Source organism: Cupriavidus necator (genome assembly GCF_016127575.1).
GTDB lineage: Bacteria > Pseudomonadota > Gammaproteobacteria > Burkholderiales > Burkholderiaceae > Cupriavidus > Cupriavidus necator_D.
Genome location: NZ_CP066019.1, coordinates 1,303,615 through 1,328,367, shown reverse-complemented (window position 1 = coordinate 1,328,367; position 24,753 = coordinate 1,303,615). Strand labels below are relative to the sequence as shown.

The window sequence follows — 24,753 nt, the reverse complement described above, 5'->3', positions numbered from 1 at the left end:
TGCGCGTGCCGCGCCGCAAGGGCGGCCGGACGCTGCCGCCTGCTGCTGCGCGGCGGGCGGGATGTGGATTTATAGTAGTGGGCGCGCACAGTCTGGTCTGTCAGGTTTTTGACAGTCCGGACCGTCGCAGCGTGCCCTTGTGTGTCCCTGCTGACACCCGGCACAACCCCATATGAAAGGAGACCGGCATGGGACTGGCGAGCCCGCCGCAACGCCCTCAACCGCAACTCGCCGGCAAACTGCCCGGCACGGTGCCGCCGCGCGACGATGCGCTTGCTGCCGTACGTGCCGGCGCCTGGTTCAGCCAGTTGCCGCCCGCACTGCGCCAGGCACTGCTCGATGACGGCAGCCTGCGCCGGCTGGTGGCCGGCGAGACGCTCTTTGCCCGCGGCGACCGTTTCGACGGCCTGTATTGTGTCGCCAGCGGCACCATGCAGATCCACGCCAGCGGCGAATCGGGCAAGGCGGCGTTGCTCGGGCTGCTGGAACCCGGCACCTGGTTCGGCGAGATCTGCCTGTTCGACGGCCTGCCGCGCACCCACGACGCGCGCGCGGTCAGCGCCACGACACTGTGGCATGTGACGCGCTCCAGCCTGGAGCAGCGCCTGGCGCAGCAGCCGGCATGGTGGCAGGCCTTCGGGCAATTGCTGGCAGCCAAGACGCGCCAGGCCTTCAACTATGTCGAGGAAGCGCAGTTGCTGCCGCCGGCGGCCCGCATTGCCCGGCGCCTGGCCGCGATCGCACATGGCTACGGCAACCTGCCGCAGATCCAGGCCACGCAGCGCGTGCGCATCCCGCAGGAGCAGCTGGCGCAGATGCTGGGCCTGTCACGCCAGACCGTGAACCACGCGCTGCGCGAACTGGAAGCGCGCGGGCTGCTGCGGCTGGAGTATGGCGGCATCGAACTGCTTGACCTGCCGGCGCTGGAAGCGCTCAACTGAACGCATCGCACCGGAGCCCCGCACACCATGATGACCCTGGACGCACCCCAACAGGATGCCTGGCTCGCGCGCCTCGGCATCGCCGCCCCGCCCTCGCCCACGCTGGAAGCGCTGGATATCGTACTGGCCGCGCACCTGGCCAGCATTCCGTTCGAAAACGTCGATCCGCTGCTGCGACGGCCAGTACGGATCGAGCTGGATGCGGTCTTCGACAAGCTCGTCGCGCGCCGTCGTGGCGGCTACTGCTTTGAACTCAATACCCTGCTTGCGGCCGGGCTGAGCGCGCTCGGCTACGTTGTGACGCCGCTGGCCGCGCGCGTGCGCTGGGGCGTTCCCGACGACGTGCCGACCGCGACCTCGCACATGCTGCTGCGGGTGGAGGTGGCGCATCGCAGCTACCTCGCCGATGTCGGCTTCGGCGGCCCCACGCCATACAGGGCGATGCCGCTGTCCGAGCCGGCCGATGACAGCTTCCCCTACCGTCTGGCGCCTTCGCCGCCGCAGACCTCCGCCACCGCGTTCCACAGCTACGACCTGGAGGCGCGCGGCGATGCCGGCTGGATCAAGGTCTACCGCTTCGACCTGACACCGCAGCCGTGGATCGATTTCGTGCCGCGCAACTGGTATGTATCGACGCACCCTGACAGCGTATTCCTGCAGCGGCTGATGGCCGCGCGCACCGACGGCGGCACCCGCGTGACGCTGGCCGACGGCGAGCTGGCCGAGCGCGCAGCTGACGGCACCGTGCGCCGAACCCGGCTGGCCTCGCCCGAGGCCGTGGTGCAGGCCTTGTCGGATCGCTTTGGCGTGCTGCTGGACGATGAGCTGCGGCGTGGCCTGGCCGACGCCCTGCCAGCGCTGCTGGCGCCCGCAACGGCATCCTCTGGCACCTGAGGCGCCATTATTCTGCTATGCAGCATGCCTGCCATGCACGGCGCGCATTGCCCGCAGAAAGAATCCTGATATGGCCGGCGCACGGCACCCGGGCCTGTGGACTGGGGCCAGCGGCGCCACCATAATGTCCCGGCGATGCTGCCTGCGGGCGCGTCGCCAGGACAAAGCCGGCCCCTGACGCCGGCGCAGCCATACAGGAGACTCCATGTCATTGTTTGATCTGACGGGCAAGGTTGCCATCGTCACCGGCTCCTCGCGCGGGATTGGCCGCGCCATCGCCGAGCAGATGGCCGTCCAGGGCGCCAAGGTGGTCATTTCTTCGCGCAAGATCGAGGCCTGCCAGGAAGTGGTGGATGCCATCAACGCCCGCCACGGCGCCGGCACCGCGATCGCGGTCCCTGCCAATATTTCTTCAAAGGACGACCTGCAGCGCCTGGTCGACGAGACCAACCGCGCCTTCGGCAAGATCGACGTGCTGGTCTGCAATGCCGCGTCCAACCCGTACTACGGGCCCATGAGCGGCGTGTCGGACGACCAGTTCCGCAAGGTGCTGGACAACAACGTCATCTCCAACCACTGGCTGATCCAGATGGTGGCCCCGCAGATGATCGACCGCAAGGACGGCTCGATCATCATCGTGTCGTCGATCGGCGGCCTGCGCGGCTCGCCCACCATCGGCGTGTACAACATCTCCAAGGCCGCCGACTTCCAGCTGGCGCGCAACCTCGCCGTAGAGTTCGGGCCGCACAACGTGCGCGTGAACTGCATCGCGCCGGGGCTGATCAAGACCGACTTTGCGCGCGCGCTGTGGGAAGATCCCGAGCGCTACAAGCAGTCCACCCAGGGCGCGCCGCTGCGCCGCATCGGCGAACCCGTCGAGATTGCCGGGGCGGCGGTCTACCTGGCGTCGGCGGCCAGCACCTTCATGACCGGCCAGGCGCTGGTCGTGGACGGCGGCGTGACCATCTGAGCGTCTGACCCCAGCGTTGCGGGCGCCGGCCTTGAGGCCGGCGCCCGCCGCTTTCCTGCATTTCCCTCAACCTGCAATGCAGTTCCGGGAGGCAGTCATGTCGAGCAATCCGCAGTTGGCCGGCACCTGGCCGGTCATGTCGCTGGCCGAGGCCCACGCCCGGCTTACCGCGCCCGGCGCGCCGTTCGAAACCGAAACGCGCGTGATCCGCGGCATCCCCACCACCGTCTGGAAGAACGCACCGCCCACGCTGCGCGAGCTGTTGCTGAACACGCGCGCGTTTGCCGACCGCACCTTCGTGGTCTATGAGGACGAGCGCGTCTCCTACGATGCCTTCCGTCGCGCCGCCATCGCCCTCGCCCATGCACTGGTGCGCGATGGCGTGCGCAAGGGCGACCGCGTGGCCGTAGCCATGCGCAACCTGCCTGAATGGCCGGTGGCGTTCTACGGCGCGCTGCTGGCGGGTGCCATCGTGACGCCGCTCAATGCCTGGTGGACCGGGGCCGAGCTGGAGTACGGCCTGGCCGATTCCGGCAGCCGCGTGGCGATCGTCGATGCCGAACGGCTCGACCGCATCCTGGAACACCTGCCGGGCTGCCCGGCGCTGGAACGCATCTATGCCTCACGTGCCGGCGGCACCGCGGCCGAGCCGCGCGTGGCCCCGCTGGAAAGCGTGATCGGCTGCCCGGCTGACTGGGCCGCGCTGCCAGACCAGGCGCCGCCGCAGGTCGATATCGATCCGGACGACGACGCCACCATCTTCTACACCTCGGGCACCACCGGCAAACCCAAGGGCGCGCTCGGCACGCACCGCAACTCCACCAACGTGGCCGTTGCAGGCAGCTTCAGCCCGATGCGCAACCTGTTGCGCCGGGGCGAGCCGATTCCCGCGCCGGACCCCGCCGCGCCGCAAAAGGCCATGTTGCTGGCGGTGCCGTTCTTCCATGTCACCGGCTGCATGGCGGTGCTCAACGGCGCCATCGCCACCGGCGGAAAGATCGTGCTGATGCACCGCTGGGACGCGCTGCGCGGCATGGAGCTGATCGAGCGCGAGCGCTGCACCGCGGCCGGCGGCGTGCCCACCATCGCGTGGCAGATCCTGGAGCATCCGGAGCGCGGCCGCTTCGACCTGTCCTCGCTGGAGAACGTCAACTACGGCGGCGCGCCGGCATCTCCCGAACTGGTGCGGCGCATCGGTGAGGTATTCCCGCTGGCCGCTCCCGGCATCGGCTGGGGCATGACGGAAACGTCGTCCACCTTCACCAGCCACAGCGCCGAGGAATACGTGATGCGCCCGGACAGCAGCGGCCCGGCGCTGCCGATCGGCGAGATGAAGGTGGTGGACGGGCACGGCCGCGCCTTGCCACCCGGCGCAACCGGCGAGCTGATGGCGCGCGGTGCCAATGTCGTGCGCGGCTACTGGAACAAGCCCGAGGCCACGGCGCAGACCTTTGCCGACGGCTGGCTGCGCACCGGCGACATTGCGCGGCTGGATGAGGAAGGCTACGTCTATATCGTCGACCGGATGAAGGACATGCTGATCCGCGGCGGCGAGAACATCTACTGCATCGAGGTGGAAAGCACCCTGTACGAGCATCCCGCGGTGATGGATGCCGCGGTGGTCGGACTCGCGCACAAGACGCTGGGCGAAGAACCGGCCGCGGTGATCAGCCTGAAGCCCGGCATGCAGGCAAGCGAGGCCGAGCTGCAGGATTTCGTGCGCACCCGGCTGGCGGCATTCAAGGTGCCGGTGCGTATCCTGATTTACCAGGAGATGCTGCCGCGCAATGCCAATGGCAAGATCCTGAAGTCGAACCTGCGCAAGCTGTTCGACGCTGCCACCTGAGCTGCGGCAGGAGCGCCGACTCGACAAGAACAACAAGGAACGACAAATTGACGGAACAAGCAAAGCGTGACCACTCCCCGTCCGCCCCGGTGCGGGCAACTATCGCGGTGGCACTCGCCGCCCTGGTGGCTGGCTGCGCCGCCGGCGGCACCAACCTGTCCGCGGTGCCGGAACTGCGCCCGGGCGTGCCTGCCGGCTACCTGGCTACCGACGCGCGCCCGGACAGCCTGAAGCTGCTGCCCGCGCCGCCGGCGCAGGGCTCGGCAGCGCTGGCGCTGGATGAGGATGCCGCGCGGCAGGCCGGGACGCTGCGCGGTTCACCGCGCTGGCAAGTGGCTGGCGAGGATGCCGTGTTGACGTTCCCGCAGGCCGCCAGCGCATTCTCCTGCGCGCTGGGCGTGCCGGTCAGCGAGAAAGAAACGCCGTACCTGAACATCCTGCTGCGCCGCAGCCTGGTCGATGCCGGCCTGTCCACCTACAAGGCCAAGGACCACTACAAGCGCACACGCCCCTTCGTTGCCAACAAGACCCAGATGTGCACGCCGGCCGAGACCGCCAAGCTGGAAAAGGACGGTTCGTACCCGTCCGGCCACAGCGCCATCGGCTGGGCCTGGGCGCTGATCCTGGCTGAGGTCGAGCCGGAACGCGCCAATGACATCCTGGCGCGCGGGCGCGCGTTCGGCCAGAGCCGCGTGGTCTGCAACGTGCACTGGCAAAGCGATGTCAACGAGGGCCGCATGATGGCCGCGGCAACGGTGGCGCGGCTGCATGCCGACCCCACCTTCCGCGCCGACCTGGACCGCGCCCGCCGCGAAGTGGCGGCGGCACGCGCCAGCGGCGCGCGCCCGTCGCGCGACTGCCAGGCGGAGAGCGCGGCGCTGGCGCCCTGATCCACCAGGTGCCGGGGCCGGCTGCTGCAGGGTTACTTCACCGGGATAACCGTGCCGGCCGGCACCGGCACGGCGGTGACGCTGTTCTGCGGGCTGCCGCTGACAATGCGGTCGGAGTACGTCAGGTACACCAGCGTATTGCGCTTGCGGTCGACCGCGCGCACGACATGCAGGGCCTTGAACAGGATCGACATGCGTTCGGAGAAGACGTTGTCCTGTTGCCGGATCGGCCCCTTGAAGGCAATCGTGGCCACCTGCCGGCAGGCGATCGATGCCTCCGGCGGGTCTTCGGCCATGCCCAGCTGGCCCTTGATGCCGCCCGTGCGGGCGCGCGACACATAGCAGGTCACGCCGTCCACCTGGGGGTCGTCATAGGCTTCGATCACGACCTTGTCGGAGCCGGTCATGCGGAAATTGGTACTGACGCTGCCGATCTCCTCGGCGTGGGCGCCCGAGGCGGCCGTCAGACAGACGACGGCCAGGACCGTGCGGATGCGATTGCAGTAGCGCTTCATGGCGGGGGTATTCAGGTCACCGACGACTTGATGTCGTCGTGGCGCTTTTCCATTTCCTGGCGCAGCGCGCGGCGCTGCTGGGCGGCGGCAAAGCGCTGGCGCTCCACCTCGTCGCGCGGCTCCAGCGGCGGCACCTCGGCCGGCGTGCCGTTGTCGTCCACGGCCACCATGGTGAAGTAGCAGCTGTTGGTATGGCGCACCAGCTTGCTGCGGATATTTTCCGTCACCACCTTGATGCCGATTTCCATCGAGCTGCGGCCGGTGAAGTTGACCGAGGCCAGGAAGGTCACCAGCTCGCCCACGTGGATCGGCTGGCGAAACACCACCTGGTCGACCGACAGCGTTACCACGTAGCGGCCGGCGTAGCGGCTGGCGCACGCATAGGCAACCATGTCCAGGTACTTGAGGATGGTGCCGCCGTGGACGTTGCCGGAGAAGTTGGCCATGTCCGGCGTCATCAGCACGGTCATGGAAAGCTGGTGGGACAGATCGTTCATGATGCGGGTACGGATTGCGGGGGCGGGATTTCTGGGGCGAACCTGCGACGGCGGCATTGCCTGACTGCACGCCGGAACGCTGGCGCCGGCAGTTTAACCCGGATCGTGCCCGCCGTTGCCGGCTGCAGCCCGGTACCGGCAGGCGTGGCCGTGCCAGGCAACAAAAAAGCGGCCTGCAAGGCCGCTTTTCACGCTGTGGACGCAAACTGCTTACTTCTTCTTGTTCACCGCGTCCTTGAAACCCTGCCCGGCAGAGAACTTGACCGTCTTGGCGGCCGGGATCTTGATGGTTTCACCGGTGCGCGGATTGCGGCCGGTGCGGGCGGCGCGTTTGCCGGCGCTGAAGCTGCCAAAGCCCACCAGCGTCACCGAATCGCCCTTTGCCACTGCCTTCTTGATACTGTCCAGCGCTGCGTTGAGCGCGCGCTCGGCGGCGGCATTGCTCAGTTCTGCTTCCGCGGCGATGGCCGATACCAGTTCACCTTTATTCATGGCTGATTTCCCTTGTTGGTCGTCGTCACCGATGTGCGTGCCTCGCGGCAAAGCCATCGATCGGCGCAGTCTAATCTGCCCGTCGCGCGTAGAGCAATCCCCAGTGGCACCAATGCGACAAAAAAACCCGCAAATCCTTGATTGAGGCCGGTTAGCGGGCAATTTTCCACGCTTTTCCCGCTTGCCAGAAGCCGGCTTTGCCGGGCCGTCCCGCAGCGCGGCAACGCCAGACCGGCCCGCGCGTGGGGCAAACCAGCAGCATAGGATAGATTCCCACAAATGGGGCGCCGCACCATAACGGTTCAGCCCGCGCCGCCGTTTCGCGCCATTTTGGCGCATCTGCACTATCACGGCGATGCCAGCGGCAACGCTACCAGCAGCGCCCGCCCCTGCCTGCGCGCGGCATTCCGGTGCGGTTTTACCCGACAAGGTGCACATGGCACCAGGATGCGGCCGTTGCTGGAATGCTTTTTGCGTACTCACGCTCCCATTTTGAGCATGAGGTCACTATGGACGACTGGAAGACCGGCACCGACGCCCTGTTTATACTGCTAGGCGCCATCATGGTGCTGGCCATGCACGCCGGCTTCGCCTTCCTGGAACTGGGCACGGTGCGCAAGAAGAACCAGGTCAACGCACTGGTAAAGATCCTGGTGGATTTTGCAGTTTCGACCATCGCCTATTTCTTTATCGGCTACACCATTGCCTACGGCGTGCAATTCATGTCCGGGGCCGAAACGCTGGCGCAGAAAAACGGTTACGAACTGGTCAAGTTCTTTTTCCTGGCGACATTTGCCGCGGCCATTCCTGCGATTATCTCGGGCGGTATTGCCGAGCGTTCACGCTTCAACCCGCAACTGGTCGCCACCTTCGTGCTGGTAGGTTTTGTCTATCCGTTCTTCGAAGGCATCGCCTGGAACCAGCGCTATGGTGTGCAGGACTGGATTACGCGCGTGGCCGGCGCGCCATTCCATGACTTCGCCGGCTCGGTGGTGGTGCATGCGCTGGGCGGCTGGATCGCGCTGCCCGCGGTGCTGCTGCTGGGCGCACGGCGCGGGCGCTACCAGAAGGACGGCCGCATCAGCGCCCATCCGCCCTCAAACATCCCGTTCCTGGCGCTAGGCGCCTGGGTGCTGGCGGTGGGCTGGTTCGGCTTCAACGTCATGAGCGCGCAGACGGTCGACAAGGTCAGCGGCCTGGTGGCAATCAACTCGCTGATGGCAATGGCCGGCGGCACGCTGGCGGCCTGGGCGGCCGGACGCAACGACCCGGGCTTTGCCTACAACGGGCCGCTGGCCGGACTGGTGGCGGTGTGCGCTGGCTCGGACCTGATGCACCCGCTCGGCGCGCTGATCACCGGCGCGGTGGCCGGCGCGCTCTTTGTCTATATGTTCACGCTGGCGCAGAACAAATGGCATATCGATGACGTGCTCGGCGTGTGGCCTCTGCACGGGCTGTGCGGCGCCTGGGGCGGCATTGCCGCGGGCATCTTCGGGGCCAGGACGCTGGGCGGGTTGGGCGGTGTGTCGCTGGGCGCGCAGGCGATCGGCACCGTGCTTGGCATCGTGGTGGCGCTGGCCGGGGGCACCCTGGTATATGGCGCGCTGAAGAAGCTGGTGGGCATCCGGCTCGATGCCGAAGGCGAATTCAACGGAGCGGACCTGACCTTGCACCGGATTTCGGCAACGCCGGAACGGGAAACCAACTGGTAATGGCGTGCGGGCCGTCCTGATTTAAATTGACAAGCTGCGCAAGGCAGCTTGTCTTAACAATAATTTGCTTGCACTTCCGGTACGGCGTCTCAATAATTGCCGTGCCCATGTATTGCGCCGCAACAGCGCGCAGGGCTAGCACATTGCTGCCGGCTGAATCGGGGGATGTTGTGCCGGCGGCCGGCCGGACACCAACATGAAAGGACTACGCCGATGGATGCCACTACCTTCGATAACCTCAAGGCCTTGGTCGTCACCTACGCGACAGAATTCGGGGTCAAGATCCTGGCAGCCCTTGCCTTCTGGGTCATCGGCCGCTGGCTGATCCACTTTGTCGTGCGCATGGTGCAGAACGCGCTCGGCAAGCAGAAGGTCGATCCCACGCTGCTGCGCTATGTCGGCTCGATCGTCACCGTGACGCTGAACGTGGTGCTGGTGATCGGCATCCTTGGCTACTTCGGCATCCAGACCACGACCTTCGCCGCACTGATCGCCGCCGCTGGCGTGGCCATCGGCATGGCCTGGTCGGGGTTGATGGCGAACTTCGCTGCCGGTGCGTTCCTGGTGGTGCTGCGCCCGTTCAAGGTGGGAGACTTCGTGACGATCGGCGGCGTGACCGGCACGGTGCGCGAGATCGGCCTGTTCGCGACCTCGCTCGACACACCGGACAATGTGCAGACCGTGGTCGGCAACAACAAGATCTTCAGCGATACCATCCAGAACTTCACGGCCAACCCGTACCGGCGCGTGGAACTGAAAGCGCAGCTTGCCGGCAGCACCGACACCGCCCATGCGGCAGCGCTGCTGAAGGCCCGCATCGCGGAGATCCCCAACGTGCTGGCCGAGCCCCCGGTCGATGTCGAGATCCTGGAGTTCACGCTGGTCGGCCCGGTGCTGGCGGTGCGCCCGTACTGCCACAACGACCACTACTGGCAAGTCTATTTCGATACCAACCGCATCATCCGCGAGAGCTTCGGCCAGGCCGGCTATGCCGCACCAATGCCGGCGCAGATGGTGGTGGTGCAGCAGGCTTTGGCGCAGCAGGCCGCCGCGCAACAGGCTGCCTGACGACGGCTCGCAGACGGTATCAGCGGGGGCCTGAGCGCCCGTAGTATCGCATCAGCACCGCGCCCGCGCCGCAGGCTGCCATCACCACGCCCAGCGGCAGCGCGGTGCCGTCGCGCCACAGGCTGACTGCCGCGCCGCCCAGCGTCCCGAGTGAAAACTGCAGCGTGCCCATCAGCGCCGAAGCCGTGCCGGCGCGATGGCCCTGATGGGCGAGCGCCAGTGCCGACGCATTCGGCGATACGCAGCCGAGCGCGCCGATAAAGACGAAAAAGCCCGCCAGCAGCACCGGCAGCACCGCCACGCCTGCAAGCGCGGCAACAGCCAGCGCCAGGCCCGCCGCACAGGCAGCCAGCAGCGCGCCCCCGAGCACCTGATCGAGCGAGCGGCCGCGCACCAGCCTGGCGTTGAGCTGCGACATCGTGATCAGGCCCAGCGCATTGGCACCGAACACAAAACCGTAGTGCGACGGCGCAATGCCGTGCAGCTCGATCAGCACGAACGGCGAGCCGGAGATATACGCGAACATGCCCGCCGAGCCGAAACCCGCAGACAGCGAATAGCCGAGGAATTCGCGATCCCGCAGCAGCTCGGCGTAGCTTTTCGCCACCGTGCCGAGCCTCAGCGGCGCCGCATGGCGCCGGTCCAGCGATTCCTCCATGCGCAGGTGTACCAGCAGCAGGATCAGCATCCCTGCCACCGCCAGCACCCAGAAGATCGCGCGCCAGCCCGACACCGAGAGAATGGCGCCGCCGACGATCGGTGCCAGAATCGGCGCAACCCCCATCACCAGCATCAGCGACGAGAAGGCGCGCGCCGACTCATGCGCCTCAAGCCGGTCGCGGATCACCGCGCGTGCCATCACCATGCCGGCGCAGCCGCCCAGCGCCTGCAGGAAGCGCCACAGCATCAGCGACTCCACGCTGCGTGCCAGCGCGCAGCCCACCGCGGCGGCCACGTAGAGGCACAGGCCGACATAGAGCGGTGGCTTGCGCCCGAAGCGGTCGCTGAACGGCCCATAGAACGCCTGCCCCAGCGCCAGCCCCACCAGGAATGTGCCGAGGGTCAGCTGCACCTGGCCGATGTCCACGCCGAGATCGCCGGCCAGCGACGGAAAACTCGGCAGGTACATGTCGATCGACAACGGCGCGATCGCCATCAGCGAACCGCAGATCAGCAGCCAGGCAGGAAAGCGCGCGGCCGAGGCAGCGCTGGTGGAACGGAGCATGGGAAGTATCCGGGGGGAACGGCGTTGTCATGCACGGCCAGCCTGCTTGCGCCGCAGCCCGCGCCTGCAACCCGTGAAAAGACGCAATTGTTGCACAGCATAACGAAAGCGGTACGGCACTGGCGTAGCCGGTTTTGAAACAGTCGTTCAGAAAAACTGCCCCGCCAAGGTCGGGTTCGATGATGCTGGCGAAGTTGGCGCTATTGGTGAATAGTGGTGTCAGGTCATTTGCGATCACGGCAGCGCGAATCCGGCGCTGCGGATGCCCTTGCGGGGTGGCGCGGCTTTCACCTGTGGCAAGGTGGAGGGTACAATGCCAGCCTGTCGGCGCAAGCCACACCGTCGGCCACGCAGAGACGGACGACAGTATCGGTCCCGGCAACGTTAGCCTGCATGAGAATACGACACACGCCGCTTTCCGCTTCGCTAGGCCCGGCCGCACTCGCGGCTGCGCTGCTGTTGCCTCTGCCCCAGCCCGGCAACGCCGCGCCGGCGCAGGCGCGCAATGTCGCCGCCTCGGCGCCGGCCCCAGCGATCGATGAGGCCGACCCGCTGTCACGCATGCTCAAGGGCGCTGCCACTGGCCAGAACACCGGCGCCGCCGGCGTGCCTGAATTGCTGCGCAACACCACGCGGCCCGACAACGTGCTGGCACGCGCCTGCCGCCAGCTCAACGACGCCCTGCCAATCGAAATCGACGGAGAAACGCGGCTGCGCCGCTGCCAGTCGATCCCCGGCAAGCATGTGCTGTTCCAGCTGGAGCTCACCAACTACCGCGGGCCGATGCTGGACCTGGCCAGCTTCGAGGTCAACTACGCTGCGCCCCTGCAGCGCAATATCTGCGCCAACCGCGACGTCGAGATCCTGACCAAGCTAGGCATCAGCCTGATGTTCCGCTACATGACGCGCAAGGACCGTGGCGAGCGCCGCATCGGCGATGTCTACATCAACGCGCCCATCTGCACGGCCGCGCTGCGCTAGCCAATACAAACAAGAATCGATTGCAATTGATGCGGCACGGCACGCCGCCCGCGCAAAAGAAAGACGGCCCGCAGATGCGGGCCGTTCTCGTTTGGGTCAGTACCGCTCAGGCAGCGCGCGGGCGCAGCGGCAGCACGTTGGCCGCGCGCCGCACCAGGATGCGCGTGTCCTTCCAGCCGGCATCGGCCAGCGGCGAGCCCCACACCAGTTCATGCAGGCGTGCCAGTGCAAACGGATTGCCCAGCAGCACATGCTTCTGCGCGGGCGTCAGCGCGCGCGGGCCATGCGTGAGCGCATGCTCGACCAGGGCCTCATGGCGCTTGCGTGCCGATTCCGGCTGCACCACGCGCGGCGTGGCGGTCGCGCACATCAGCGCATTGGTAACCGGGTCCACCACGGCATCGACAAAGTCAGGCGTTTCGGCCGCGGCTTCGACATGCTGCTGCGTCTCGACGATCTCGCGCGGTACCTGCGTCTCCTCGGGGATCATGAAGAGGCCCGCATTGCGCGAGGCGCGACCGAACGACACCCGCGACAGCATCACCGACAACGGGATCGACAGCGCCAGCGAGCCCACGATCGGCAGCAGCCACAGCACGTAGGACGGGTTCAGCCAGTACACCAGGCCACCCCAAGCCAGGCCCAGGGCGGTGTGCCAGCCGTGGCGACGGAATGCTTCGCCCCAGCTGGTCTCGGCGTCTTCGCGCGGGGGCGACTTCCACGAGATGCCCCAGCCGCTGTACGCGGCGATCACGAACTTGGTGTGGAACAGCATGCGCGTGGGCGCCAGCAGCGCGGACAGCATCACCTCGATCAGCATGCTGGCAATCAGCTGCACCGCCCCGCCATAACGGCGCGCCTGCTTCAGCAGCAGCACCACGCTGGCCAGCTTGGGCAGGAACAGCAGCGTGGCCGTGGCGGAGAACAAGGCCAGCGCTTTTTCCGGATGCCATTCGGGCCAGGTCGGGAACAGCTGGTATTGCTGCGTGAAGTACTCCGGCGGCACCAGCGCGTGCTTGGCCAGCATCGCCGTGGACAGCAGCAGGAACAGCAGCCACAACGGCGCCGACAGGTAGGCCATGATGCCGGTCAGGAACACCGCGCGGTGCACCACGTGGAAGCCCTGCTTGAGCCACAGCCTGAAGTTCATCAGGTTGCCCTGGCACCAGCGGCGGTCGCGCTTGACCTCGTCCAGCAGGTTCGGCGGCAGTTCTTCGTACGAGCCTTCCAGGTCGTAGGCGATCCACACGCCCCAGCCGGCACGGCGCATCAGCGCGGCTTCGACAAAGTCGTGCGACAGGATCTCACCCGACAGCGGGCCGCGGCCGGGCAACGGCGCCAGCGCGCAGTGCTCGATGAACGGATGCACGCGGATGATGGCGTTATGGCCCCAGTAGTGCGATTCACCCAGCTGCCAGTAATGCAGGCCGGCCGTGAACAGCGGCCCGTACACGCGCGTGGCGAACTGCTGCACGCGCGCGTAGAGGGTCTCGCGACCCACTGCCAGGGGTGCGGACTGGATGATGCCCGCGCCGGGGTTGGCTTCCATCAGCCGCACCAGCGTGGCCAGGCAGTCGCCGCTCATCACGCTGTCGGCATCGAGTACCACCATGTAGCGGTACTTGCTGCCCCAGCGGCGGCAGAAGTCGGCCACGTTGCCGGTCTTGCGCTTCACGCGGTGGCGGCGCCAGCGGTAGAAGATGCGGCCAAAGCCGCCGACGGCGCGGCACAGCTCCATCCACGCGTCATGCTCGGCGGTGCGCAGGTCCGGATTGCCACTGTCCGACAGCACGATGAAATCGAAGTTGGACAGGTGGCTGGTGCGCGCCAGCGATTCATAGGTGGCGCGCAACCCCGCGAACACGCGCGTCACGTCCTCATTGCAGATCGGCATGATGATCGCGGTGCGCGCCTCGGGCGCTATCGGCCCGTCGGGCGCGGCCGAGCGCGAGATCAGGTGGCGGTCGCCGCCCTTGGCCAGCACCAGGAAGCCCATCATTGCCGTCCAGAAGCCGGCCGACACCCATGAGAACAGGACGGCGAACAGCACCAGGATGGCGATCTCGAGCGGATCGGCGCCGTGGTATGGCAGCACGTTGCTCATGAAGTAGGTGGCCAGCACGGTCTGGATCACGACCAGGCCCAGCAGGAACCAGCGTCGGTGCGAGCCGGCGGGATGCCATTTGCCTTCGGCATCGGGACCGTCGTGCAGCGTGTCCCAGGTCTCGGGCACGGGCGGGCGGCCGAGCATGCGGCGCCAGGTATTGCGCAGCCAGCCGGTGACGATATGCGGCGGCCATTGGCGCGGCACCATCGAGCTGCGCTCGGGCTCGGGGCCGGTGTCGACCTTCACGGTGCCGTCTTCGCGCCGCTGCAGCAGCGGTGCGCCATCCACCTGGGGATTGCCGTATGCGATCGTGAAACGCCGGCCGACAGAGGCGTAGGCACTGCCGCCTTGCGCGGGCGGCGTGTCCTTGGCCGCCAGGCGCGACTGCAGGCGCGTGATCGCGTCCTGCGCATCGCGGCCGTCGGCGGTAACGGCGATCACGGGGGCAACGGATGCCACGGGCGTGACCGGTGCGACCGGCGTCGCGGGCGCGCCGTCTGCCAGCAGTTCGCTGCGCACTTCAGGCGATACCGGCAGGCGGTCGACATAGCGCTCGCATGCCGCCGCCTTGGCCGGTCGCTGCTTTAGCCTGGGGGTAAGATGTAGCTCCATGTCTCGGATAGGGTTGTATTGCCGTTGCGAAGATAGCCGCGCAACTCAACCGGCTTGGTTTCGTCCTTGCGGCGCATCACCATGGTCATGCGCCAGCCGCCGGTCGCCTCATTGCGCTGCACCGACGTTTTCAGCAGCTCACCGTTGGCATCGGCCGAAACTACCGGGTCGATGCGCACGTTCGCCGGCAGCTTGCCGAAGGCAGGGCCTTCGAAGTCCACCACCAGCGAAAAGCTCGTGTCTTCCTTGTTGCGGGTCTGGCCCTGCCCCAACCGGGTCTGGGTCACCCACGACAGCGGCGGTTGTTGTTCGCCGTCCTTCTGCCACAGCAGCCGGTACTCATAGTCGAAGGGTTGCTTCGGCTTGGGCGGGTTGTCCGGCACCCAGTACGCGACGATATTGTCGTTGGTCTCGTCCGGCGTCGGGATCAGCACCAGCTCTACCCGGCCCGAGCCCCAGTTGCCTCGCGGCTGCACCCAGCCACTCGGCCGGCGCTCATACCACGATCCGATCTCCTGGTAGCTGTTGAAGGTGCGGTCGCGCTGCATCAGCCCGAAGCCCTGCGGATTGGTCGCCGCGAACGAGGTGACCAGCAAGCGCTTGGGATTGACCAGCGGGCGCCAGACCCATTCGCCGGTGCCCAGGTGGATCGACAGGCCGTCAGAGTCATGCACCTCGGGACGGAAATCCTGTGCGGGCGACGGCTGGTTCTCGCCGAACAGGAACATGCTGGTCAGCGGCGCCAGGCCCAGCTTGGTCACGTTCTCGCGCAGGTAGAGGCGCGACTTGACCTCCATCGCGGTCTCGGCGCCGGGCTTGATGGTGAAACGGTACGCGCCGCTCATGCGGCGCGAATCCATCAGCGCGTAGATCGTGATCTCCTTGGCATTGGGGCCGGGACGCTCGATCCAGTACTCAACAAAGCGCGGGAACTCCTCGCCCGAATTGAGCGCGGTGTCCACCGCCAGGCCGCGTGCCGACAAGCCGTACCACTGGTCCTTGCCCAGCGCACGGAAATAGCTCGCGCCCAGGAACGACGCCAGCTCATCCTTGCGCTTGCCCTGGTTCAGCGGATACAGGATGCGGAAGCCCGCGAAGCCCAGGCCCTTGAGCTTGCCGGCATCGACCTTGTGCGGGCCGTAGTTGAACGCGGACGGGTCGAAGCGGAATTCACGCACGCTGTTGCCCACCACTTCATGGATGCGCACGGGCTGGTCGAACACCATGCCCTCGTGGAAGAATGACAGCTCGAACGGCACGCGCGTGCCGCGCCAGGCAAAGCGCTCGGGCTTGTATTCGATCTCGCGGTAGCGCTCGTACGACAGCTCGCGCAACTCGCGCGGCAGGTTCTGCGGGGGCGCCTTGTAAGGCGAGGCTGCCAGCTGGCGCGCGCGCGCCGCCACCGTGTCGAAATCGAACGCCTGGGCTGCCATGGCACACAGCGCCAGCGCGCTGCCACCAAGCCAGGCTGCGATCCGCACACCCGCCCGCGCCGCCCGGCGGCGGGCCCCCGGCCCGGCGGCGGGCAAGGTATGGGGAATGGACAGGCGTGGCGTGGCGATCTGTGACATGTATGCCAGGGTAAGCGGTTGAATCGGGGTGACCGGCATCGGCAGTCGGAACGAAGGACGACACAGCAAGAGACGGGCCCGGCGCCGAGTGGCGAGGCCCGGACACGAGGCAGACGGCCCGCGGGGCACTGTGTCCGGTTTGTTGCGATGCGCAATAAACCATAACAATTCGAGACGCAAAAGTCACGTTTCGATCACGCAAGGTTTGAAACAAAATGTTGGCCAGGTTGCCTGAAAGCCGCTCCGGACGAGGCTTTGCGGGCGTCGGGATCACGCGGCCGCAAGCTCCGGCGAGGCGAATGCCTCCCGGCTGCGAGAATCTGGTGCGGATCGGGGCCGGCCGGCAGCCGGCCCTTTTAATACGGTGTTACTTTTTAGCGCCTTCGCTGTACGGATCGAACTTGCCGCTCTTGGCGCCTTCGGAATACGGATCGAACTTCCCGCTCTTCATGCCACCCTGGCTATATGAGTCGAAGGATTTCTGCGCGCCGCCCTGGATCGGCTCCATCTGGTCAGGGCGGGCACCCGGGTTCAGCGAAGTCACGTTGTCGCTTTTTGCGCCATCCGAGTACGGGCTGAATTTGTCCTGCTTGGCGCCATCGGAGTAGGTACTGAACTTGTCTTGCTTGGCGCCGTCAGTGTAAGGATTGAATTTGTCGGCCTTGCCCGTGGTCTGGGCGTGCAGCGTGCCGAATGCGCAGGCCAGGGCCAGGCCGATGGTCAGATAGCTCAGCTTCATGGGATCTCCTCTCGCTGGGGGAAAGGCGCTTGCCTTGCAAAGCGCACGGCAGGCGCCGCTGCCGGCCGACGCGAAGCGCGGGGGCAACAATCAACGCTAGGTCAGCGGCTGGCACGTGTCAACCGCACCGCAGCGCCGCTGCGGCGCTGCATTGCGCTTACAATGCCACCCAAACGCCACCACGAAGCCACAAGGAATCGTCATGCTGCCTCGGCCATCCGACCCTACCGTCAGCCCTGTCCGCCCTGCCCTGCGCGCCGCCGTCACTGGCGCGCTTGGTGCCGCCCTGCTGTTTGCCGCTGCGGCACCGGCGCAGGCGTACTTCGACAACTACCTGAGCGGCACCATCATCGGCACGCTCAACGACAAGGAAGGCGCATCGCTGGCCAAGTCAGTGCGCACCGCACTGAACGATACGGCCGACGGCAAGACGGTTGAATGGACGTTCCCGGCGGCGGGGCGGCGCCAGCAGATCGACGGCACCATCACGCCGGTCGAAAGCAAGACCGACAAGGGCCAGCCCTGCCGGCGCCTGAAGTCTGACCTCAAGCGCGGCAGCGCTGAAGAGCACTGGAGCGGCTGGTTCTGCAAGCAGTCCAACGGGCAATGGAAGTCGCGCCACGTCGATGAGTAAGCGGCGCTGAGCGCTCGCGCCGCCGGCGTTCATGCCGCGCGCGACGGCGCGCGATGCGGCCGCGCCGCCGGATCGACCTGCGGCGACCCGGGTTCCTCGTACCACCTGGTCCCGGGCACGTAGACGGTCTTGTCCGGCTGCGCCATGAAATGCGGCGACATGATCTGCACCCCGTGGGTGTTGAACTGGTCCTGGATCGCCGCGTGCAGTGCCGACAGCGCGTAGAAGCGATTGCGCGGATGGTCCAGCGCGCAGAACAGTTCGTACTCGACGTAGAAGTCGGACAGCCCCCGCTGCAGCACGAATGACGTCGGCGACGGCGCAATATGCGCCGCCTCGGCGGCGGCTGCCAGCAGCATCGCATGGACCTGCCGCCAGGGCGTGTCGTAGCCGATCGTGACCGAAGTCGAGATCAGCGCAGCCTGCCAGCCTTCCTGCACGCGGGGATCACGCACGCTGCCGTGCCGGGTGTAGTTATGGATGGCACTGCCGACCACCACCGCATTGGGCAGCGTCACCTCTTCATTGCGCAGGTTGATCACCTTCACCGACAGGGCGTCGAGCGAGGCCACGGTGCCCACCGTATCGCCGATGCACACCATGTCGCCACGCCGCAGCGCACGCGAATACACCACCACCATGCCGCTCATCAGCTGGTTGACCACGTTGGCCGATCCCAGCGTCACCATGAAGCCCAGCAGCACTGACAGCCCCTTGAAGACATCGCTGTCCGAGCCCGGGATGTAGGGGTAGGCAAAGGTGAAGCCCAGCGCCCAGATCACCACCGCCGCCAGCCGCCGCGTGGCGCCCGCGGTTTCCGGATGCATGCCGGGCACCGTGATCTGGCCCTTCTGCACCGCCTTGAAGATATTCGACACCAGCCGCTGCACCGCGCGGGTAATCAGCACGATCACCGCCACCGTGACCAGGCCCGGCACCGACGACACCATCGACAGCGCGATCTGCGACAGCAAGCCGACGATAAAGGCGCCCATGCGGTCGCCCATGGGCTGGGTCAGCGGAAACAGCTCGAGCGCAAACTCCAGCCAGGCAAAGGCCAGCACCAGCACCAGCCCGATCGCCAGGATCTGCACGATGCGGGCAACCAGGTGGTAGAGCGCGCCGGTCCAGTCGAACTGGCCGCCGACGCGCCGCGCCAGGTGGCGCTCCAGTGCCACCTGCAGGCGAGCGCGCAGGGCCACGCCGGCTCGCGCCACGCCCCATGTCAGCGCGGCCAGCACGGCCAGGCCAAGCAGGCTCAGCGCGGCGCCGCGCAGCAGGTTGGGCCAGTGCAGGTGCGCGCGCCGCGCGGCAATGGCCTGGCGCAGGCCCGCCGCGGTGCGCGTTGCGGCAGCCTCAAGCGTAAGGTGATCCTCCGGGGAGAGGTCTTGCGAGGTCAGCGCGAACAAGAGCCGGTCGCCCAGCCGGAAGGCGACCATCGGCGCATCGCCGAACGTGCCGCTGGCCTGCCCGAGCGGCAGTGCCAGTTCGCTTTCCGTCAGGTCGTCGAACACCAGCTGCGCGCGCGAGACGCGCATGGCCGGGGTGGCTCCCGCGATCTCGGCGCGCATGGTGGCGATGGGCCGATCCATCAGGCGCAGCTCGACCGCAGCGCCGCTGCGCACGGCGATCGGAGCCGGCACGGCCGCGGGCTCGGACGCCGGCGCAGCCAGGCTGGCTTGCATCCACAGCGTGCCTATCACCCAGCCCAGTCCCGCCATCCAGAATGCCGTCAATCGCCGCCACCGCCGCCACACCGCTAGCGTTGCCATAAGACCGCTCCCGTCCGAGTTGGCCTGCGCCGGCGCGAGGGCTCCACGCCCGGTCCGGCACGATGCCCGCAAGCATAGCGTGCGGCGGCGCAGGCGCAAAGCCGGCGCGGCGGCAGCCGCCCTGCGGCAGCGGACGAAAAAAAGGAGGCCGAAGCCTCCTGGTTGCGATCCGCCCGGACATGCCCTGCTCTATCCCCCCGGAAGACACGCAACGCGTGCCGCGGGGCTGTCCTGCGCACGGCGGGTCCGCGCCATGCAGGCGCGGCCGGCCATTATCTGCGTGGCGGCATGGCAGTCACGGGCGCAGCCTGCCTCCCCGCTTGCCGGGGAGCCGTGCGCCCGCCGCCATCATCAGCGCGCTCAGGCGCCTTTGTTCTTCGTCGGATCCTTGGCCGCAGGCGCGTGGCTCTTCTTCTTGCTGCCGGTCTTCTTGGCCTTGGCCTTGCTGCTGTCTGCCTTGGCCGGCGCGGCCTTGTCAGTCGACGCTGCCGCCGGCGTGGCCGGGGTGGCAGGCGTCGCCGGAGTAGCCGGCGTCTGCGCCATCGCGCCCGCACCGAACATTGCCATCGACAGCATGACGATCCATTTCTTCATTTCCGTCTCCTCGTTTGCCCTGCGGGTAGGTATGGCAGGGATGCCTGCCATGACGGGCGCTTTTGGCTCGCGCCCTGTCACCAGCATCAACGAGGAAGGTTTGCGCGCCGTTGACCGGGACAAACCCTGATAGGGAGCTGGACAGGCAGCCGTGGATCGCCGCTCGCCGCCAGGCTTACCGGCACAGCTTGCGCAGCAACTCTCCGGCAATCGTGCCGGGGCCGGCGACCTGGAAGGTGCCGTACTGCGGCGCGCGGATCGTATAGAGCGAATCGCCGCGCGCAAAGCGCTTGCTGTAGAGCGTCTGCTCGACCACGGCGAACATGGACGTGGCGCAGTTCAGCACCATGCGCTTGAGCGACGAGCGGATCGGCTCGCCGCTGGCGGTGCGGATCACCCCCGACGGCGAATTGCGCATCACCACCACGCCGACTTCGGTGCCCTGGCGGCGCACCGTGGATTGATCGAAATACGAAATCACGCCGTTGGCACCCATCAGGGGAAGCCATCGTTGCGGATCGGGGGCGGCGGGATCGGGTGCCGCGACCAGCCGGCAGCCTTCCCTGGGCGTGGACCGGAATACCGTGCCGGTGCCAGCGACCTGGCACTCGTACAGGCCAGCGGCGGCAGCCGGGCGGGTGGTGCTGGAGGGAACGGGGGACGGCGCCGTCGCGGCGCTGCCTTCGGCATGCGCCAGCGGTGCGGCCAGTCCGAGCAGGCAGCCAGCAAACGCGGCTGCGTGCCTAAAAATGCGGAACATCATGGAATTGCCCTCATATAGACGGGAAAAAGCGATCCGCATTGTCGCACAGGAAGCACGCATCCCGGGCGCGTTTGCATGCCGGGGTGCGTGCAGGCGGCGACTTTTCAGTCGTGCAGGCGGCGCCAGGCCACCAGGTCCTCGATGGTCAGCACCGGTAGCTGGTACATCTCGGCAAAGGCCAGCGCCTCCGGCCGGCGTGCCATGGTGCCGTCGGGGTTCATCAGCTCGCACAGCACCGCGGCCGGTGACAGGCCTGCCATGCGGGCCAGGTCGACCGAGCCCTCGGTATGGCCGCGGCGCACCAGCACCCCGCCGTCGCGCGCCACCAGCGGAAACACATGGCCGGGGCTGACCACAGCATCGGTGCCCGCATCCCCGGCAATGGCAGCGCGGATGGTGGTGATGCGGTCGGCGGCGCTGACACCCGTGCCGACACCTTCGCGGGCTTCGATCGATACCGTGAAGGCGGTGCCATACTGGCTGCGGTTGTGCTCGACCATCGGCCGCAGGCCGAGGCTGCGCACCTTGTCCTCGGTCAGGCACAGGCAGACGATGCCGCTGCATTCGCGGATCATCATCGCCATATTGGCATTCGTCAGGCGTTCCGCGGCCAGAATCAGGTCGGCCTCGTTCTCGCGGTCGTCATCGTCGAGCAGCACGACCGGACGGCCTTCGCGCATGGCGTCCAGCGCCTGCGCGATGCGCGCGGCCAGGGAACGGGGGGCGGCATCGGCGGCAAGATCCGCGGACACCTCGGGTGCAACAGCTTCGGTGGAAAGGCTAGGCATGAAACGCTCCTTGTTCAGCATCAATGGGCGTTCCAGGGGAAGGATCAACGGAGTTGCAGCGCCGCACGCCGCGCCTGAAGCGCACGCACGAACAGCCGCGCCCTGCGCGCGGCGCAAGGCAACAGCGAACCGCAAGGCTCGGGCAAGGCGCCGGGCCGCGCGGGCAAGCTCCGCCCATCTTCTTTCATCCGGACTATGACCGTCGGCCCTGGCCTCTCACCAGGTCTGCTGACCTCGCACGGGAATGCGAGCGCTCGCGGGCTCGCCGGACACGCACTGCGCGCCGCGGCATACCGCCGGTGGGGACTTTCACCCCGCCCTGAAGACGTAACGAACCGGCGCGGCCTTGTAGCCGGCGCCGGCGCGCGAATGTTAGCACGATTATTTTTTTCTTTGTCCCGACGCAGAGCGCCGGACGGGCGCTCGACCACGCTTGAACAAATCCGACCATCGCAACGTGGCCTCGCGTGTACTACAAATAAGGCAGGGAGGCAGCGCATGTGCAAGCTAGCGCCCGCCGTGGCGGCCGGCTCATGCCTTGCCGGACAACAACGCAGCACCTCTTCATCCGTGCTTCCCATGCGCCGACACGAACCAGAAGCCAGACAAGACCGCCGTGTGAGTTGTTCCTCGTTCCATCCACCCCCGCCCTGCCGACATGCGTGGCAACAGCGGGTGCGCCGCACCGTCGCCGCGGGCCTGCTTGCCCTGTCCTTGTGCCTGGCAGCGACGGCACGCGCCGCGCCTGCCGTGCAGCTTGGCTACGGCTTCGACGATGGCCACGACGTGCAGAAGGCGGAGGTCGCCATGTTGTGGGATTCGGGCTTTGCGTGGGGCAATCCGCAAGGCTGGCAGGTCGACCTGCAATGGGAGGTCAACATTGCGCGCTGGCGCAGCAGCAGCGACAACCAGCCCAACGACCTATGGGAGTTTGGTGCCTCGCCGGTGGTGCGGATCGCATGGTGGCGCCACACCTGGGTGCCCTTCCTCGAGCTGTCGGTCGGGCCGCGCCTGCTGACCAGCACGCACACCTCGGCCAACCACGACATTTCCACCGCCTTCCAGTTCTCGGAGTACGCCGGGATCGGCTTGACGGTGGGCAAGGACCGGCGCTTTGCCGCGGGCTACCGGTTCCAGCACCTGTCCAATGGCGGCATCAAGGACCCCAATCCCGGCACTACCTTCCACGTCATTTACCTGCGCTACCGCTTCTGACAGCGGCCGCTGCAGCCCCGGCCTGCGCTTCAAACAAGGTGCGGGTGGCGTCGTCAGCCGGGAAGAAGCACTCGATGCGCAGCTCCTGCAGCGTGATGTCCTGTGGAATGCCGAGCGTGGTCAGGGTCGAGAACAGCGACGCGCGGAACGCGCCCGCATGCAGCACCACCGGCAGCAATGGCGCCGGCGGGCCATCGGTGCCGTCGTCCTCGGGCAGCAGCGCGCCGCCCGGCCCGACCATGTCAGGATGCCAGGCGGCGATGCGCCCGAAGATCTCGCGCGCGGTCTGGTCGTGGGCCTGCACCTGCAGCTCCTGCCACACGCGCCGCAACAGGTAGCGCCCGACCTGGCGCGCGTTCTCGATCACCGGCCACAGGCCCTCCGGATCAAACACGGTCAGCATCAGGTTGATCCTGTGGCTGCCTTCCGTGAGCGATGCCGGCTCGCGCCCGCCCAGCAGGGTCTCGAGCATGCGCCGGTAGGCCGGGTTGGCATCCACCAGGTTCCAGAAACGGTCCAGCACCACGGCCGGGTACGGCTCCTGCTTGGCCAGGATCAGCGCGATCGCCTGCTGCACCATCTGCAGCGGCGGCGAAGCCAGCGCGTGTTCGCTGTAGGCCGGGGCAAAGCCGCCGGCCAGCAGCAGCCGGTTGCGCTGGCGCAGCGGCACGCCCAGGCGCTCGGCCAGCGCCAGCACCATTTCACGGCTGGGGCGGGCGCGGCCGGATTCCAGGAAGGAGATGTGGCGCTGCGACACCCCGGCGGCCAGCGACAGCGCCAGCTGGCTGTAGCCGCGCTTGCTGCGCCAGTAGCGCAGCAGGCCGGGGAAGTCGAGGGTGGCCTCGGAGGCTGGGGTCAGCGTGTCCATGGCATGCATTACAGCATGCACCGCGGCGTATGACCATTACCTTGCAGGTAATGGCTCCAATTCAGTCATCGCCTGCGGAGCGCCGGGCCCCGCCGCGCGCACCGCGTCGATCAGCAGGCGCATGGCCGGCGTCGCGGCCCGCCGCCGGCGCAGCACAATCCCATAGGGGACCAGCCGCCCGCGCATCGCCACCGGCAGGACCGCCAGCGCACCCAGGGCGACGAAGTACTCCGCGATCGCGCCCGGCACGACGGCAATGCGGTCGCTATCCGCCAGCAGCGGCAGCGTGCCCATGATCGACGAAGTCTCGATGATGTCTTCCGGCAGCGGCACGCGGTTGTCGCGGAAGGTCTGGTCGATGATCTGCCACATCGGCACCGCCGCTGGCGGGATGATCCAGGGATAGCCGGCCAGGGAAGCCAGCTTGACGCCGCGCTTGCCTGCCTGCGGATGGCCGGCGCGCGCCACGATGGCCAGCGACTCTTCGAACAGTGGCTCGAAGTCGAGATCGTCGGCCACCGTGCCTTCGGGAATGCGTCCGATCACCACGTCCAGCGCATCCTGCCGCAGCGCCTGTACCAGTACGTCGCTGGTATCGACCTGCATCACGATATGCAAACGCGGATAGCGTGCCTTGAGCGCGTTGATGACGCCCGACAGAACGGAAGGCACCGGGGCCAGGATCGAGCCGAGCCGCACCTTGCCCACCTCGCCCGCGGCGATGGCGGCAAATTCATCGTGCAGGGCATCCAGGTCGGCCAGCACCACGCGCGCATAGCGGATCAGCGCCTCGCCGAACACCGTCGGCTCGATGCCGCGCGCATGCCGCGTGAACAGCAACGTGCCGACCACGCTCTCGAGCTCGTGCAATGCCTTGGTGACGGCTGGCTGGGACAGCGCCATCTGTGCCGCGGCGCGCCGCAGCGAGCGGTGCTCGGCAAGGGCCAGGGCCAGGCGCAGATGCCGCATATGCAAGCGTTTGCGCAGGGTGGCGGCACTGGAGAGGGTGGCTGGGAGGTCTGGCATGGTGGCCGGGCTGCGGCGAAGATAGGACTTATA

General features: G+C 67.3%; 23 protein-coding genes and 1 riboswitch. Of the genes, 10 read left to right on the top strand and 13 right to left on the bottom strand.

Translation table 11 applies throughout. The features are described from left to right. Positions 1-188: 188 nt before the first annotated feature. From I6H87_RS25055 to I6H87_RS25035, 5 genes are all read left to right on the top strand, one after another. A complete protein-coding gene (locus I6H87_RS25055) occupies positions 189-941 on the top strand; it encodes a Crp/Fnr family transcriptional regulator (RefSeq protein ID WP_011617098.1) in 753 nt (250 codons plus the stop codon). Between the two features lie 27 nt (positions 942-968). Then, positions 969-1,835, top strand: a complete 867-nt coding sequence (locus I6H87_RS25050; protein WP_011617097.1) for an arylamine N-acetyltransferase family protein — start codon at positions 969-971, stop codon at positions 1,833-1,835. Between the two features lie 205 nt (positions 1,836-2,040). Next, positions 2,041-2,805: an SDR family oxidoreductase gene (locus I6H87_RS25045; RefSeq protein WP_011617096.1), complete on the top strand. Its 765-nt coding sequence runs from the start codon at positions 2,041-2,043 to the stop codon at positions 2,803-2,805. Between the two features lie 97 nt (positions 2,806-2,902). Continuing rightward, positions 2,903-4,651 (top strand): class I adenylate-forming enzyme family protein, encoded by a 1,749-nt coding sequence (locus I6H87_RS25040; RefSeq protein WP_011617095.1) that lies wholly within the window; start codon positions 2,903-2,905, stop codon positions 4,649-4,651. A 47-nt stretch (positions 4,652-4,698) separates the two neighbouring features. Further along, positions 4,699-5,541, top strand: coding sequence for an acid phosphatase (locus I6H87_RS25035; RefSeq protein WP_231881501.1), 843 nt, complete (start codon positions 4,699-4,701; stop codon positions 5,539-5,541). Between the two features lie 32 nt (positions 5,542-5,573). Here I6H87_RS25035 and I6H87_RS25030 read toward each other — a convergent pair whose 3' ends face one another. The 3 genes from I6H87_RS25030 to I6H87_RS25020 form a co-directional block, all read right to left on the bottom strand. Then, on the bottom strand, positions 5,574-6,056 hold the full coding sequence (locus tag I6H87_RS25030) for a CreA family protein (protein ID WP_010814168.1): 483 nt from the start codon (positions 6,054-6,056) through the stop codon (positions 5,574-5,576). Positions 6,057-6,067: 11 nt separating this feature from the next. Next, positions 6,068-6,553 carry an acyl-CoA thioesterase gene (locus I6H87_RS25025; protein ID WP_010814167.1) on the bottom strand — a complete coding sequence of 162 codons (486 nt, stop codon included), beginning with the start codon at positions 6,551-6,553 and terminating at the stop codon, positions 6,068-6,070. 210 nt (positions 6,554-6,763) lie between these two features. Further along, a complete protein-coding gene (locus I6H87_RS25020) occupies positions 6,764-7,045 on the bottom strand; it encodes an HU family DNA-binding protein (protein ID WP_010814166.1) in 282 nt (93 codons plus the stop codon). Between the two features lie 509 nt (positions 7,046-7,554). Here I6H87_RS25020 and I6H87_RS25015 point away from each other — a divergent pair. Together I6H87_RS25015 and I6H87_RS25010 are read left to right on the top strand one after the other, a co-directional pair. Next, a complete protein-coding gene (locus I6H87_RS25015; RefSeq protein ID WP_010814165.1) occupies positions 7,555-8,757 on the top strand; it encodes an ammonium transporter in 1,203 nt (400 codons plus the stop codon). A 213-nt stretch (positions 8,758-8,970) separates the two neighbouring features. Then, the gene (locus I6H87_RS25010; protein ID WP_010814164.1) at positions 8,971-9,825 is read left to right on the top strand and encodes a mechanosensitive ion channel family protein; all 855 of its coding nucleotides are present in this window, start codon (positions 8,971-8,973) and stop codon (positions 9,823-9,825) included. Between the two features lie 19 nt (positions 9,826-9,844). On the opposite strand, the gene I6H87_RS25005 is transcribed toward I6H87_RS25010, so the two are convergent. Continuing rightward, on the bottom strand, positions 9,845-11,050 hold the full coding sequence (locus I6H87_RS25005) for a Bcr/CflA family multidrug efflux MFS transporter (protein ID WP_010814163.1): 1,206 nt from the start codon (positions 11,048-11,050) through the stop codon (positions 9,845-9,847). Between the two features lie 393 nt (positions 11,051-11,443). Here I6H87_RS25005 and I6H87_RS25000 point away from each other — a divergent pair, with 393 nt between their 5' ends. Then, complete coding sequence (locus I6H87_RS25000; RefSeq protein ID WP_037025453.1) at positions 11,444-12,031, top strand: hypothetical protein; 588 nt, start codon at positions 11,444-11,446, stop codon at positions 12,029-12,031. A 106-nt stretch (positions 12,032-12,137) separates the two neighbouring features. On the opposite strand, the gene mdoH is transcribed toward I6H87_RS25000, so the two are convergent. The 3 genes from mdoH to I6H87_RS24985 all read right to left on the bottom strand — a co-directional run bounded on the left by mdoH (position 12,138) and on the right by I6H87_RS24985 (position 17,060). Then, the gene (mdoH, locus tag I6H87_RS24995) at positions 12,138-14,750 is read right to left on the bottom strand and encodes a glucans biosynthesis glucosyltransferase MdoH (protein ID WP_081225829.1); all 2,613 of its coding nucleotides are present in this window, start codon (positions 14,748-14,750) and stop codon (positions 12,138-12,140) included. After that, positions 14,723-16,321: a glucan biosynthesis protein G gene (locus tag I6H87_RS24990; RefSeq protein ID WP_037025456.1), complete on the bottom strand. Its 1,599-nt coding sequence runs from the start codon at positions 16,319-16,321 to the stop codon at positions 14,723-14,725. The genes mdoH and I6H87_RS24990 overlap by 28 nt, the downstream gene beginning before the upstream one ends. A gap of 367 nt (positions 16,322-16,688) precedes the next feature. Then, the gene (locus I6H87_RS24985) at positions 16,689-17,060 is read right to left on the bottom strand and encodes a hypothetical protein (protein WP_010814159.1); all 372 of its coding nucleotides are present in this window, start codon (positions 17,058-17,060) and stop codon (positions 16,689-16,691) included. Positions 17,061-17,262: 202 nt separating this feature from the next. On the opposite strand from I6H87_RS24985, the gene I6H87_RS24980 reads away from it, so the two are divergent. Continuing rightward, positions 17,263-17,694, top strand: a complete 432-nt coding sequence (locus tag I6H87_RS24980) for an RT0821/Lpp0805 family surface protein (protein ID WP_010814158.1) — start codon at positions 17,263-17,265, stop codon at positions 17,692-17,694. Positions 17,695-17,723: 29 nt separating this feature from the next. Here the strand turns inward: I6H87_RS24980 and I6H87_RS24975 are convergent, their stop codons facing one another. The 4 genes from I6H87_RS24975 to ribB all read right to left on the bottom strand — a co-directional run bounded on the left by I6H87_RS24975 (position 17,724) and on the right by ribB (position 21,611). Next, positions 17,724-19,466, bottom strand: coding sequence for a mechanosensitive ion channel family protein (locus I6H87_RS24975; protein WP_011617091.1), 1,743 nt, complete (start codon positions 19,464-19,466; stop codon positions 17,724-17,726). A 360-nt stretch (positions 19,467-19,826) separates the two neighbouring features. Next, on the bottom strand, positions 19,827-20,060 hold the full coding sequence (locus tag I6H87_RS24970) for a hypothetical protein (protein WP_011617090.1): 234 nt from the start codon (positions 20,058-20,060) through the stop codon (positions 19,827-19,829). A 175-nt stretch (positions 20,061-20,235) separates the two neighbouring features. Further along, positions 20,236-20,823: a surface-adhesin E family protein gene (locus I6H87_RS24965; RefSeq protein ID WP_011617089.1), complete on the bottom strand. Its 588-nt coding sequence runs from the start codon at positions 20,821-20,823 to the stop codon at positions 20,236-20,238. Positions 20,824-20,927: 104 nt separating this feature from the next. Beyond that, the gene (gene ribB / locus I6H87_RS24960) at positions 20,928-21,611 is read right to left on the bottom strand and encodes a 3,4-dihydroxy-2-butanone-4-phosphate synthase (protein ID WP_155737100.1); all 684 of its coding nucleotides are present in this window, start codon (positions 21,609-21,611) and stop codon (positions 20,928-20,930) included. Positions 21,612-21,783: 172 nt separating this feature from the next. Further along, a riboswitch (FMN riboswitch) is annotated at positions 21,784-21,942 on the bottom strand. A 344-nt stretch (positions 21,943-22,286) separates the two neighbouring features. Here ribB and I6H87_RS24955 point away from each other — a divergent pair. After that, positions 22,287-22,826 (top strand): acyloxyacyl hydrolase, encoded by a 540-nt coding sequence (locus I6H87_RS24955; protein ID WP_041688076.1) that lies wholly within the window; start codon positions 22,287-22,289, stop codon positions 22,824-22,826. Here the strand turns inward: I6H87_RS24955 and I6H87_RS24950 are convergent. Both I6H87_RS24950 and I6H87_RS24945 read right to left on the bottom strand, forming a co-directional pair. Next, entirely contained in the window at positions 22,801-23,694 is an 894-nt protein-coding gene (locus I6H87_RS24950) for a helix-turn-helix domain-containing protein (protein WP_041688388.1), read from the bottom strand. The two genes, I6H87_RS24955 and I6H87_RS24950, sit on opposite strands and share 26 nt — an antisense overlap. A 36-nt stretch (positions 23,695-23,730) precedes the next feature. After that, positions 23,731-24,720, bottom strand: a complete 990-nt coding sequence (locus I6H87_RS24945; RefSeq protein WP_011617085.1) for a LysR family transcriptional regulator — start codon at positions 24,718-24,720, stop codon at positions 23,731-23,733. Between the last annotated feature and the right edge of the window lie 33 nt (positions 24,721-24,753).